This is a genomic window from Salinactinospora qingdaonensis (assembly GCF_039539445.1).
GTDB classification, from domain to species: domain Bacteria; phylum Actinomycetota; class Actinomycetes; order Streptosporangiales; family Streptosporangiaceae; genus Salinactinospora; species Salinactinospora qingdaonensis.
Genome location: NZ_BAABDD010000003.1, coordinates 57,698 through 70,016 on the forward strand (window position 1 = coordinate 57,698; position 12,319 = coordinate 70,016).

The 12,319-nt window shown below is 68.8% G+C and carries 14 protein-coding genes; 6 read left to right on the plus strand and 8 right to left on the minus strand.

Annotation, left to right across the window (positions count from 1 at the left end; genetic code table 11):
- Positions 1–143 precede the first annotated feature (143 nt).
- The 4 genes from ABD848_RS04150 (at position 144) to ABD848_RS04165 (ending at position 1,589) form a co-directional block, all read left to right on the plus strand.
- Positions 144–509: a hypothetical protein gene (locus ABD848_RS04150; RefSeq protein WP_344967467.1), complete on the plus strand. Its 366-nt coding sequence runs from the start codon at positions 144–146 to the stop codon at positions 507–509.
- Positions 506–937: a hypothetical protein gene (locus ABD848_RS04155; protein WP_344967469.1), complete on the plus strand. Its 432-nt coding sequence runs from the start codon at positions 506–508 to the stop codon at positions 935–937. Before ABD848_RS04150 ends, ABD848_RS04155 begins: the two co-directional genes overlap by 4 nt.
- A gap of 152 nt (positions 938–1,089) precedes the next feature.
- Positions 1,090–1,242 carry a hypothetical protein gene (locus ABD848_RS04160; RefSeq protein ID WP_344967471.1) on the plus strand — a complete coding sequence of 51 codons (153 nt, stop codon included), beginning with the start codon at positions 1,090–1,092 and terminating at the stop codon, positions 1,240–1,242.
- Positions 1,239–1,589 carry a hypothetical protein gene (locus ABD848_RS04165; protein ID WP_344967473.1) on the plus strand — a complete coding sequence of 117 codons (351 nt, stop codon included), beginning with the start codon at positions 1,239–1,241 and terminating at the stop codon, positions 1,587–1,589. Before ABD848_RS04160 ends, ABD848_RS04165 begins: the two co-directional genes overlap by 4 nt.
- Positions 1,590–1,887: 298 nt before the next feature.
- Here ABD848_RS04165 and ABD848_RS04170 read toward each other — a convergent pair whose 3' ends face one another.
- From ABD848_RS04170 to ABD848_RS04205, 8 genes are all read right to left on the minus strand, one after another.
- A complete protein-coding gene (locus tag ABD848_RS04170; RefSeq protein ID WP_344967475.1) occupies positions 1,888–2,553 on the minus strand; it encodes a bifunctional DNA primase/polymerase in 666 nt (221 codons plus the stop codon).
- A 107-nt stretch (positions 2,554–2,660) separates the two neighbouring features.
- A complete protein-coding gene (gene hemB / locus ABD848_RS04175) occupies positions 2,661–3,644 on the minus strand; it encodes a porphobilinogen synthase (protein ID WP_344967477.1) in 984 nt (327 codons plus the stop codon).
- Between the two features lie 116 nt (positions 3,645–3,760).
- Positions 3,761–5,449, minus strand: a complete 1,689-nt coding sequence (locus ABD848_RS04180) for a bifunctional uroporphyrinogen-III C-methyltransferase/uroporphyrinogen-III synthase (protein WP_344967479.1) — start codon at positions 5,447–5,449, stop codon at positions 3,761–3,763.
- Positions 5,450–5,536: 87 nt separating this feature from the next.
- Positions 5,537–6,481, minus strand: coding sequence for a hydroxymethylbilane synthase (gene hemC / locus ABD848_RS04185; protein ID WP_344967481.1), 945 nt, complete (start codon positions 6,479–6,481; stop codon positions 5,537–5,539).
- A gap of 2 nt (positions 6,482–6,483) precedes the next feature.
- Positions 6,484–7,983, minus strand: coding sequence for a glutamyl-tRNA reductase (locus ABD848_RS04190; RefSeq protein WP_344967483.1), 1,500 nt, complete (start codon positions 7,981–7,983; stop codon positions 6,484–6,486).
- A 47-nt stretch (positions 7,984–8,030) separates the two neighbouring features.
- Positions 8,031–8,771, minus strand: coding sequence for a redox-sensing transcriptional repressor Rex (locus tag ABD848_RS04195; RefSeq protein ID WP_344967485.1), 741 nt, complete (start codon positions 8,769–8,771; stop codon positions 8,031–8,033).
- 291 nt (positions 8,772–9,062) lie between these two features.
- On the minus strand, positions 9,063–9,317 hold the full coding sequence (locus tag ABD848_RS04200; RefSeq protein ID WP_344967486.1) for a glutaredoxin family protein: 255 nt from the start codon (positions 9,315–9,317) through the stop codon (positions 9,063–9,065).
- Positions 9,318–9,428: 111 nt separating this feature from the next.
- Positions 9,429–9,689, minus strand: a complete 261-nt coding sequence (locus ABD848_RS04205) for a MoaD/ThiS family protein (RefSeq protein ID WP_344967487.1) — start codon at positions 9,687–9,689, stop codon at positions 9,429–9,431.
- Positions 9,690–9,794: 105 nt separating this feature from the next.
- Here ABD848_RS04205 and ABD848_RS04210 point away from each other — a divergent pair, with 105 nt between their 5' ends.
- Positions 9,795–10,571, plus strand: coding sequence for a winged helix-turn-helix transcriptional regulator (locus ABD848_RS04210; protein WP_344967488.1), 777 nt, complete (start codon positions 9,795–9,797; stop codon positions 10,569–10,571).
- 265 nt (positions 10,572–10,836) lie between these two features.
- Positions 10,837–12,312, plus strand: coding sequence for an MSCRAMM family adhesin (locus ABD848_RS04215; RefSeq protein WP_344967489.1), 1,476 nt, complete (start codon positions 10,837–10,839; stop codon positions 12,310–12,312).
- Positions 12,313–12,319 lie beyond the last annotated feature (7 nt).

The window sequence follows — 12,319 nt, forward strand, 5'->3', positions numbered from 1 at the left end:
TCGCCGTGGTTCATCACTGACTATTGAAAGTGTCGCATTCTTTTAAAAACGCATCTTGCGTTTTTAAGCGCGTTCGGTAATTATGGGATCACCACAAGCTCCCGCCGGGACGTCCCATCCCGGCCAACCCGAGAGGGTGACCTATGCGATTGCTGTCTGCGCTGGGCATGCTCGCGGTACTGTGCGTGCTGCTGCTGTCTGCGCTGATACCGCCGGCGCCCACACCGCGCGCCTACCCGCCACACACCCACGGCCGTCGCCGTGTGGTGGCGCGGCAGGCGCGTCGTGTCCCCGTGTGTGTGCGTGACCGTGCGCCCGTCGAGCTGCTGGCGCTGTTGCCCGCGCGCTATGAGAGCGGCGAGCCCGCGCCGCGCCGCCCACGGCCCTATGTGGACCGGCCGCACCTGAAGGCCCGCGCCCAGGGGCGTGCTCTCTTCCCCGCCTCCCCTTCCGCGTCCACACCCGTGGCCATGGCCGTGGCGGAGTTCGCCGAGGGGGTGGCGCGGTGAATGCGCGTCCGGTTTCCACTGACCTCGTACTCGCCATCCGCGACGTCCTCGACCGGCACGGCTACCGCTCGGCGGGTGTGCGCTCGCTGGGGGCGGCTGCGGCGGTGGTGGCTCGGTTGGTGGAGGTTCATGAGGGCCAGACCGAGCCCGGTGAGGAGGCCCCGCCGCGTCTCCTCGACGCCGCGGCCCTAGCCGCGCCCGGCGCGGTGCGGGTCACTACCAGCCGCTATGCCGATGATGCCCCCAGCGAGGTGCAGCTCCACCTCGGGCCGGTCCGTGTGGTGCTTGAGGGCACCGGCGGTGCCGAGGTCGCCGTCCGCATCGCCGCCGCCGGGGCGGTGGCCAGCGACATCCTCACCCCACCCGGCCCCACCACGGGGCCTCTCACAGGGGGCGCGCCCGCCGCGACGAAGGGGGGCCACCGGTGAGCCCCACCCTCACACCCCTACATCGGGGCCAAGCCCGCCAACCAAGCACGCACGGAAACTCGGCCCAACACCCAGCCCAGCGTTGGGGCCGTTCGCCGCAGCATCTGGACGCCCACGCCGCCGTAGCACAGGTACAAGCCCAGTGCCCACAGGTGATCGTGTGGTACGGCGAGGCCAGCGGCTGCTACTACCTCATGGACACCCACGGCCTGCACATCCGCACCAGTTTTGAGGGGCTGCGGCTGCTGGTGTGGGGGCACCTCCACCGCCCCCACCCGCGCCGCGCATCGGGGGTGGGTCGATGACCCCGCCCCACCAGGTGCGCACCGTGGACACCTTCGACGAACTCGTCTGCTGGGCACGCGCCATGGACACCTTCGTCGAACTCGCCTGCGACAACGTCCACGGCCGGGTCTATGCCGCCCACCACGACCACATGTCGGTGATGCACATGACCACAACCACCACGATCACCCTGCACGGCGGCCCCCTCGACGGCGCCCACATCACCGTCGAGGCCGACCTCGCCGCCCTGCTACCGCCGGGAGCAGCCGGGATCGTCTTCCAAACCGAGACCGCCCGCGGCTGCTACCGCCCCATCCTGGGCCAGTGGACCTACACCGGCCCACCCGACACCGACGACGCCGACTAACCGCCCACTAGACCGGGCCCGCCCGCCGTCCTCGCCACACCCTAAGCACGACACGCCGGACACGGCGGGCGACCCGCCCAGGGCGGTCTGGCCGCGAGAGAGGGGCGCGGCCAGACCGCCCACTCATCTTCCGGGCAGGGCTAGGTTGTTGTTTTTCGGACAACTGGGGTGTGGGGCTATGGGGGGTTCGTCGTCCGCTCGTGCCTCGATCGCTGCGCGATCTCGGCAGCCCACGGGGGCGACAGCGGACGCGCTCACCCGCCTGCGCCCACCGCCCTGCCCTTTTCAAAAACACAACCTAAGGCATGAACTCCTCGCAGGCGTCGGAGAGGATGTCGAGCGCCGCGATCGGCTCGGGAAGCTCAAGGGGACCGGAGCCGTCGCGTGGCGGGCGAATCCAGGCGACCTGGTTGCCCGACGGCAGCGGGGACGGCGGGGCGAGGACGTAGCTGTCACGGCAGTGCCAGCGCAGCCCGGGCGTCTCGTCGATGGTCTCAGGGACGCAGTCAAGGCGGCAGGGCCACCACTCGTCCTCGTCGGCGGGCGCGCCACGCGTGGCGACGAAGAACAAGTAACGCTGCGCGTCGACGGCGGCCACCGGCCCGGCGGGAACGGCGGCCCGGCCCATCCGAGCCAGCGCCATGACCCCGGCTCCGGCTGGAACGTCGAAGACGTCGAAGACCCGGCCCGTAGGCAGGATCACGTTGGCCTGCGGCGTGTCGGTCCACCACCGGGTGATGGTGTCGGCGTCGGTGGTCGCCTCCATCGCCCACGTAGGTGACACGGGATGGGCGCCGGGAGCGGGACAGCCGATGCGGTCGCACTCACACGCCCGAGAGCCCCGCGACGCCGGCGCGGCCCCACGGCACACCGGCCACCCCAGGGAAGCGTAATCCAGTACCGTGCCGAGCGTGCCCTCCGCGGCTTGCCTGCGCCGTTTTCGCCGGCCCAGGACATCGGCCATGAAACCCCCTCACAATTCGTGTGCGTCAACCAACGCCGATCGCCCTGCCACCATTCCCCGCCCGGCGGTCGGCGACGCAGCCGGTCGGGCAACGGTGGCGCGGGGATCTAGCGCAGCAGTCGCGCTGCCTCGGTGGCCCAATAGGTCAGGATCTGGCTGGCCCCGGCGCGCTGGTAGGCGGTGAGCGTCTCCAGGATCACCCGCTCGCGGTCCAGCCACTGGTTGGCAGCCGCGGCCTCGACCATGGCGTACTCCCCGCTGACTTGGTAGGCCGAGACCGGGACGCGCACCGTCTCGGCCACCTTAGCCACCACGTCGAGATAGGCGAGCCCCGGCTTGATCATGATCATGTCGGCACCTTCGGCGAGGTCGAGCTCGACCTCGCGCAGGGCCTCCACCGCGTTCGCCGGGTCCTGCTGGTAGCTGGAACGGTCGCCGAACTGCGGGGCGCACTCGGCGGCGTCACGGAACGGACCGTAGAACGCTGAAGCGTACTTCGCCGCGTAGGCCAGGATCGGGATGTCGGTGTAACCGGCGGTGTCCAGCGCCGCGCGGATGGCGGCGACCTGGCCGTCCATCATGCCGCTGGGCGCCACCACGTGGGCTCCCGCCGCCGCCTGGGCGACGGCGATGGCCCCGTAGCGTTCCAGGGTCGCGTCGTTGTCGACCTGACCGGCGGGGGTGAGCAGCCCGCAGTGGCCGTGTGAGGTGTACTCGTCCAAGCACAGGTCGGCCATGATGACGATGTCGTCGCCCAGGTCGGCCGAGAGGTCGCGCAGCGTCTGCTGCACGATGCCGGCGGGGTCGTCGGCGGCGGAGCCCCGCTCGTCTTTGACCTCGGGGACGCCGAACACCATCAGTCCCCCGACACCGGCCGCGACGGCCTCGTGGGCGGCCTTGCGCAGGCTGTCGCGGGTGTGCTGCACGACCCCGGGCATCGACTCCACCGGGACCGGTGCGTCGACGCCCTCTTTGACGAACATCGGCAGGATCAGATCCGCGGGGCGCACCCTGGTTTCGGCGACGAGGCGCCGCAGGGCGGGCCTAGCGCGCAGCCGGCGCGGGCGGGCTGCGGGAAATCGGGCTGACATGACTGGCTACTCTCCCTATAGCTGCGAACACTGCAACCGCCAACGCCACTACCGGCGACGACGCTCCTGCCGGTGGCGCCCGCGCCGGTGAGGGTGTCGCGTCCGGTTGGGGCTACCTACACCGTCTTCCGACGACGGCCGCGCCGCTTCTGGCTGGGCCGCAGCACCGGTTTCCCGGCTTCGATCGCTTCGGCCCGTTGCGCCGCACCGTACTCCGCTAGAGCCGCCGCTAGGGCCGAAACCGAGGTTTTCGGTGCGATCACGTCCACGCGCAGCCCGAACTCCTCGGCGGTCTTGGCGGTTTCCGGGCCGATGACGGCGATGACCGTCGTGTTGTGGGGCTTGCCAGCGATCCCCACGAGGTTGCGCACCGTCGAGGAGGAGGTGAACAGGACGGCGTCGAAGCCGCCGCCCTTGATCGCCTCACGGATGGGCGCGGGCGGCGGGGCGGCCCGCACGGTCCGGTAGGCGGTGACGTCGTCGACCTCCCACCCCAGGTCGGCCAATCCTGCTGAGAGGGTCTCAGTGGCGATGTCGGCGCGCGGCAGCAGCACCCGCTCGATGGGGTCGAGTTCGGCGTCATAGTTGGGCCACACCTCGACGAGTCCGGCTCCGGACTGCTGTTCCGGCGGCGGAGTGAGGTCGGGGTGGACGCCGAAGGCGCGCAGGGCCGCGGCGGTCTGCTCGCCGACGGCGGCGACCTTCACCCCGGCGAACGCGCGGGCGTCCAGACCGTACTCCTCGAAGCGTTCCCGGATGGCCTTGACCGCGTTAACCGAGGTGAACGCTACCCACTGGTAGCGACCGTTGACCAGGCCGCGCACGGCACGCTCCATCTGCTGCGGGGTGCGCGGGGGTTCGACGGAGATCGTGGGCACCTCTTCGGGCACCGCCCCGTAGCCGCCGAGCTGTTGTGAGAGGCTCTTGGCCTGCTCCTTGGTTCGAGGCACGAGGACGCGCCACCCGAACAGCGGCCGGGTCTCGAACCAGGAGAGGTCGCGCTGCTCGCTGACGCCCGCGCCGACGACGAGCAGGGCCGGGGTAGTGACGTTGTTGCCCTTGGCGTCGGCGGCCTTGAGGTCGGCGGTGAGCTTGGCGAGCGTGGAGACGACGGTGCTCTGCTGGGCGGTACTGCCCATACGGGTGACGGCCACCGGGGTGGACTCGGGCCGACCGCCGGCGATGAGTCCCTTGCAGATGCGGTCGAATCCGGGGCCGCCGCCATGCGCGGCGGCCTCGCCGCTGGGCGCGTCGGGGAACATGATGACCAGGGTGGCCTCACCCGCGGCCAGGGAAGCGTAGTCGGGGGTGGTGTTCTTCGCGTTGACGACGCGCACCTCGTTGACCCCCTCGGGCATGAGTTGCACGCCGGCGTAGGCGGGCACCGCTGAGGCTGAGGGCAGACCGGGCACGATCTCGAAGTCGATGCCGGCCTCGTGGCAGGCGGCGGCCAGGGTGGCGCCGCGGCATCCCAAGAGCGGGTCGCCGCTGTAGAGCCGTACGACTCTGCGGCCTTCGCGCGCGTGGCCCATGACCAGGGCGTCGGCGTCGCCGCCACACTCTGCGGGCTCGATGACCTGCACGTCGTCGCGGCAATGGCGGAGCAGGCCGCGGCGGTAGTGGGCCAGCTCGGGACCCGGCTCGACCAGGGTGCACACAACGTCGGCTCGGGCGAGCAACGCGGCCCCCCGCAGCGTCAGCAGCTCGGCGTCGCCGGGTCCGGCGCCGACAAGGGCAACGTGACCTGGGGCGGGCGTGTTCGGTGCCTCGGGCTGCGGCTCGTGGTTGTCACTGTGCGGGTTCACTTGGCAGCTCGCTCCTCATTCTTGCCAGCCGGCGCCCGATCGTGCGTCTCGATCCTCTCCGCGGGGAGGGGCGCCCTGGCTGGTTCTTCACCGTGCTGCGGCGTCGGCCACGATCCGGTCGGCTCCTCGCCCGATGATCTCTCGGGCCAGGTCGCGCCCCAGCCGGACGCCGACGCCGGAAGCGTCGCCGCCCGTGGGGATCTCCACCGTGCGCTCCCCGCGGACCGCCTGGGAGCCGTCGGTGGCCACGACCGCGGCGCGCAGCAGCAGTTGGCCTTCATGGCATTGCGCGTAGGCGCCGACCGGGGCGGCACACCCGGCCTCAAGCTCGGCCAGGACGGTGCGCTCAGCGGTGACCGCCATGCGGGTGGCGGCGTGGTCAACGGCGCTCAGGTAGCTCAGGTCCGCGGCGGCCCTGTCAGTGGAGCACTCAAGGGCGAGTGCCCCCTGTCCAGGGGCGGGCAGTATATGTTCGGGATCGAACACCTCCGTGACGTCATCCATCCGACCTATGCGCCCCAGCCCCGCGTAGGCCAGGACGACGGCGTCGACCTCGCCGGAGGCGACCTTGCCAAGGCGTGTCTCGGCGTTACCGCGGATGGGCACGAAGCGCAGCTCGGGGCGGAGCGCCGCGAGCTGTGCGGCCCGGCGCGGCGAGCCGGTGCCGATGGTGGCCGCAGCGGGCAGATCGGCGAACTTGAGACCGTCGCGAGCGCACAGGGCGTCGCGTGGGTCGTCGCGCTGGGTGATGGCGGCGAGGGTCAGCCCTTCGGGCTGGGCGGTGGGGAGATCTTTGAGGGAGTGGACGGCGAAGTCGACCGTGCCGGCCAGCAGCTCGTCACGCAGGGCGTTGACGAAGACACCGGTCCCGCCGAGCTGGGTGAGGTGGGCCTTGGTGACATCGCCGAAGCTGGTGATGCCCACCAGTTCCACAGGGGTGCCGGTGCGTTCGGTGACGGTGTCGGCCACGAGCTGGGACTGTGCGGTGGCCATGGTGCTGCGGCGCGTGCCGAGGCGAGCGGCGACGGACATGGTCACCCCTCCTGGCCGCTGGTGGGGGACTCGGTCTCGCCGGCGGAGCCGGACGAGCCGATGGCAGGGTCGATTTTGGTGACCGCGTCGGGCTTTTGGGGGTCGAGGTCGAACAGTTCGCGCAGGGCGGCCTCGTAGGAGTCGCCTTCGGGGCTGGCGGCGAGCTGCTTGACGCGCACCGTGGGCTGGTGCAGCAGTTTGTCGACGACACGGCGCACGGCCTGGTCGATCTCGCCGCGTTCCTTGTCGTCGAGGTCGGGCAGCCGGCCGTGCAGCCGCGACAGCTCGGTGTCGACGACGGTCTTGGCCTTGCTGCGCAAGGCGACGACGGTGGGGGCGACGAGTTCGGCGCGGCGCACCGACTGGTATTCGAGGACCTCTTCTTCGACGATGCCGCGCACGACGGAGACCGCTCCGGCCCGTGCGGCGTCCTCGATGGTGTCGCCGCTGGCCACCTGGCTGAGACGTTCGATGTCGACGAGCTCGACACCGGGGAGCGCACCCACGGCGTCATCGATGTCGCGGGGCAGAGCGAGGTCGAGGAAGACGAGAGGGCGAGCGGGGTCACGGCCGGCCGTGGCGGTGGCCACGGTGTCATAGGAGAGGACGAGTTCCTGGGCTCCCGTGCAGGAGACCACGAGGTCGACATCGGGCAGTGCGTCGACCGCTTCGTCGAAAGCCATGGCCAGGCCCTGGAGGGGTTCGTAGGCCTCGGTCAGGCATTCGGCGAGCCGGACGGCGCGCTCGAAGGTGCGGTTGGCGACGATGACGGTGCTGGCGCCTTGGCGAGACACGGTGTTGGCCGCGAGGGCGCTCATGGAGCCGGCGCCGAGGATGAGCACGCGCATGCCGGTGAGTGTCTGGGGCTCCGGCAGGGCGGCGGTCACGGAGTCGGCGTCGCCGAGGAGGTCGGGATCGGCGGTCACGGCAGACTCGGCGGCGGTGTTCTCTACGTTCGCTACGGCGCCGGGGAGGTGGTTGCCGGCCACGCGCAGGCCGAAACCGACCATGTCGGCGCCGGCGTGGTCGAGGTGGGTTTCGGTGTGGGCGCGTTTGCCCACGCGCAGGGCCCGCTGCCCGAGGTCGTTGAGGACCCGTCCGGTGGTTCCGACGCGCTGGGCGTCTTTGAGGGCGTCGCGTACCTGGCCGAGGATCTGGCCTTCGCCCACCACCATGGAGTCCAGCCCGCAGGCCACAGAGAATAAGTGCTGGACGGCGCGATCCTCGTAGTGGACGTAGAGGTGGCCGGTGAGCTCGTTGAGGGAGACTCCGGTGTGCCAGGAGAGCAATTCGGAGATGGCGCTCAGACCGGGGTGGAACTTGTCGATGTCGGCGTAGACCTCAACACGGTTGCATGTGGCGACGATCATGGCTTCGTTAATGGCCGGCGTTGCGGCCATCTCGGCCATGACCTTCAGTCGCGTCTCGTCACTCAGGGAGACGCGCTCCAGCAACGCCACGGGAGAGCTACGGTGACTCAGCCCAACGGCGAGGACACTCATTTGTCACTCCAAAAACAGGCACTCATGCGACGGTCCATACGGCTCTCTCATATGTTCCTCGGTGTCGGCGGCATGCCCCGTGGAGGGTCGTCCGCCGACGCCTCCAATGCCTCGATCCACTCCGGCCCCACATCGCCGTCGGCCTTCCGCTGCTCGTGGAAAGCCAAGATCTGAAGCTCGATGGATAGATCGACCTTACGCACATCGACGTCGTCGGGCACATTGAGTACCACCGGCGCGAAGTTCAACACACTGGTCACCCCTGCCTCCACGAAGCGATCGCATACGCGCTGGGCCGCGGCGGCAGGGGTCGCGATGACACCGATGGAGATGTCCTCGGCTTCCACAACGTTCTCCAGGGTGTCGATATGCCGCACTGAGAGCCCCGCCACCTTGTCACCGACCACATTGGGGTCGGCGTCGAGCAAAGCGGCGATGCGGAAGCCACGGCTGCCGAACCCGCCGTAGTTGGCCAGGGCACGGCCGAGGTTTCCTGCGCCCACGATGGCCACTGACCAGTCCTGGGTGAGACCAAGCTCACGAGACACCTGGTAGACGAGGTACTCAACGTCGTAACCGACGCCGCGGGTGCCATAGGAGCCTAGGTGGGACAGATCCTTGCGTAGCTTCGCGGAGTTGACTCCGGCGGTCGTGGCGAGTGCCTCAGAGGAGATTGTGGGAATCCCACGTTCACTGAGGGATTGCAGCGCACGCAGGTACACCGGCAGTCTCGCGACCGTCGCCTCCGGGATTCCTCTGTCTCGGGGGCGCGGTGTACGGCTGGTCACAGGCGTACGCTCCTGGTCAGCGGTCGGCAGTACGGATTCCGCGAGGGCCGACACAGGCCGATGCGCTGCCTAGAGGCACACACCACACCTGTCAAGACCACGGCCGGAAAATATTTTGGCCCCTAGATTACGCCCTTGTGAATATAGGCACAAAGAGGGTACGGAGAACTGAGCAATTTTGGAACCGCTGCCACAGCGGGACTTCCGTCCGCTCTGGGGCCCGTGGCCGCACCCGGTCGGAGGCCACGTGTGGCGGGTAGGGCGAGACTGTCGGGAGGCGAGTCTGAACGCTCAGGACGACAGAGCCGCGCGCAGTCGCTTCTCACTGGCGCGCCAGAAGTCGTGCTGGGCGCCGTCGACGAAGATCACTGGGATTTTGTCCCAGTACTCTTCCTTCGTGGCGGCGTCGGCCACTGTAATGTCGGATACGTCATATGTGACGTTGAACTCTGCGGCGACCTGCTCAATGACGCGCAGCGCCTCGTCGCACAGGTGGCAGCCCGGCTTGCCGAGCATCGTAATGCGGTGGGTCGGCTCGTCGCTCATATTTCTCCCTGATTTTCGGCAGATTCCCTGGTGGCGTCGGGTTGCGGCCGGAACCGGTCGCCCGGGCGACAACTGCCGACCAGGAGTTTCGGCGTCCCGACGTCGGCCGGCTCAACCGCCGGCGAAGGGCGGGAGCACCTCGACCACACCGCCCTGACTCAAGGGCACGTCCTCGTGGCGGCGCGTACCGACCGGCTGTTCGTCGACGAGGAAGGAGGAACGGCTGAGCACCAGCAGCAGCCGCTCGTTGCCGGCGTGGCGTGCCCTGACGTCACGCAGCGCATCGGCCAGAGTCGCCGCAGCATACGGTTCTTCGGCCGTTCCTGCGGCGTCCTTGGCCGCAGCCCAGTACCTCATGGTTCCGCTCACCATCGATTGATTATCCTTGTGTTCTTCGGAGGCGAACTACATGACCGATCCTTACGGGGGCAACGGAGCCTTCGATGCCGCGTCGCGCGGGGTGACGGGAAGAGACGCATGAGCCATTTGCTGCTACTCACGAATTCCAACGAGCCGTCCGACCACGTACTGCCCGCTCTCGGCCTGCTGCTGCACTCGGTGCGAGTGGTGCCCGCGGAAGCGACTGCGCTGCTCACCCATGGTGCCGACCGTACGTCCGGTGCACCGGTAGACGCCATTTTGGTCGACGCCCGCACCGATCTTGTCGGCGTCCGCAACCTGTGCCGGCTCCTGAACACTACGGGACTGGACTGCCCGTTGATCCCGGTGTTGACAGAGGGCGGCCTCGCGGCGATGACCCCCGACTGGCAGGTGGACGACTTCCTGCTGACCACGTCGGGCCCGGCTGAGGTCGAAGCGCGGTTGCGGATGGCGGTGGGCCAACCCGATGCTGCCGCCGAAGATCCCGGCGAAATCCGCCGCGGCGACCTCACGATCGACGAGGCGACCTACACGGCCCGCCTGCGGGGACGGGTCCTGGACCTGACCTTCAAGGAGTTCGAGCTGCTGAAGTTCCTCGCCCAGCATCCGGGGCGAGTGTTTACTCGGGCTCAGTTGCTCCAGGAGGTCTGGGGGTACGACTACTTCGGCGGCACGCGCACAATCGATGTGCACGTGCGCCGGCTGCGCGCCAAGCTCGGCGCGGAACACGAATCCCTGATCGGCACGGTACGCAACGTGGGGTACCGTTTCGTGCCCGATCCCGCCTCGAAGGCTGCCAGCGAAGAGGCGGTGCAGCACGCCGAGGCCGCGGACTCCGACAGTGGCATCCCCGGCTTGCCGCTGACGACATGACGCGAGGGCACCCCGGCTATACCCGGCCAGGAAGATGAAAGATCTTCCGTTTTAGCGCAAAGTTCGTAAAATGTCTTCCTCAGCCCATTCGTGGCAATGGACGCGAAAAGCTTAGGATGCTGCGTGAGTGGCGTTATGTGGTCGTGACGTAAATGAAACGTCCACATTCCGTCAACCACCGGGACACCATGACCGTCTTCTCTGGGCGGACGGTCATGGTCCCGGCTCGACTACTCGAGTTACGCAGGGTGAGGAGGACGTGCCTATGGCGAGCGGCGAGCGGGGTCTGCCCTCACGGTTCCCCCTGCGAGTCCTGGCGGGTGTTCCGTTGGGGGCGGTCTTCATCGGCTGCACCATGATCCCCATGCTGCCCGCCGAGGCCTCTCCCGAGGGGCTCAGCGTCGATGTGGGGCTTGCCGCCGACGATGCCGATGACGACCTCGCCGCGGTAACGGTGCGCCCGGGACAACGGTTCGACGTCGAGGTCGAGGCGGCGAACGGACTTTCCGACTCCGACATCGAGATCACCGGTAGTCACGTGAGCGTCACGAGTCAGGGTGAGAGTGTCGAGGCCAAGATCTCGGAGTTGTCCTTTGAACCCCCTGTGGTGGAGCCGACGGTCACCAGCGAGGCCGAAGGACAGGTGACCGCCCCACAGCAGGAGGGGAAGTACCTGCTCACGGTGACGGTGCGCTACACCTACACCGTGCCCGGCCAGTGCGGCTCCCCCTCAGAGAGCCCCTCGCCCACCCCCAGCGAAACTCCCTCATCCGATCCCAGCGACACTCCCACCGAAACCCCCTCACCCGATCCCAGCGACACTCCCACCGAAACTCCCTCGCTTTCCCCCAGCGAAACTCCCTCACCCGATCCCAGCGACACTCCCACCGAAACCCCCTCACCCGATCCCAGCGACACTCCCACCGAAACCCCCTCGCCCACCCCCAGCGCAAGCGATTCCCTCGACCCCTCGGCATCGGCATCGCCGAGTAAAAGCACTCTCCCCGATCCCTCACCCAGCCCGAGCTCCCCGGAGCCCTCGAACGAGGGCGAAAGCAGCGGCGACCCCACGGCGGATACGGTGCGGCCGGCGAGCCACGGAGTCGACTCCGAGTCGGCACAGGAGTGCGCGCCGGTCACGACGTGGGGTTCGGTTCCCGGCGTAACGACGTTCGTGGTCGACGCGGCTGAGGAGGAAGAGAAGGACGAGGAAGGAAACGAGGACGACAAGGAGGGGGACGCCACGACCGAGCCCTCCGACGACGAGGAGACCACTGGCAGCGCCGAGGAAGAGAACGGCGAACAGGACAACGACGGCGACGGGAACAGCCGGGACGACGAGACCGAGGGGGACGGTCCAAGCGGCGACAGCCCTTCCCGCTCAGCTCCCCACACCCACAGCCCGGTGACCACGACCCCGCCCGGCCTGGGAGAGTTCGGCGGAGGCAACCGTGCCAACCTGCCCACCGGCGCTCTCGACCTGCCCTTCCTCACCGGAAGCTCCGCAGACTCCTCAGACGGTCAGGTGGAGCTGCCCGAGGTCACCCCTGAGGACAACAGCAATGGCGACAACGCCAGCGCTACAACAGCGACCAATGCGGCGGCCACCGTGGGCGGAACCATCGCCCCCAGCGTCCTGTTGCTGTTCCTGCTGCTGTTGCTGCTGCTGTCGACACCGCTTGCGCCGGCCCGTCGGGTGCGTGCCAACGGTGGCTACCGCGGTCGCCGCCGCAAGAACTAAGCGGAAC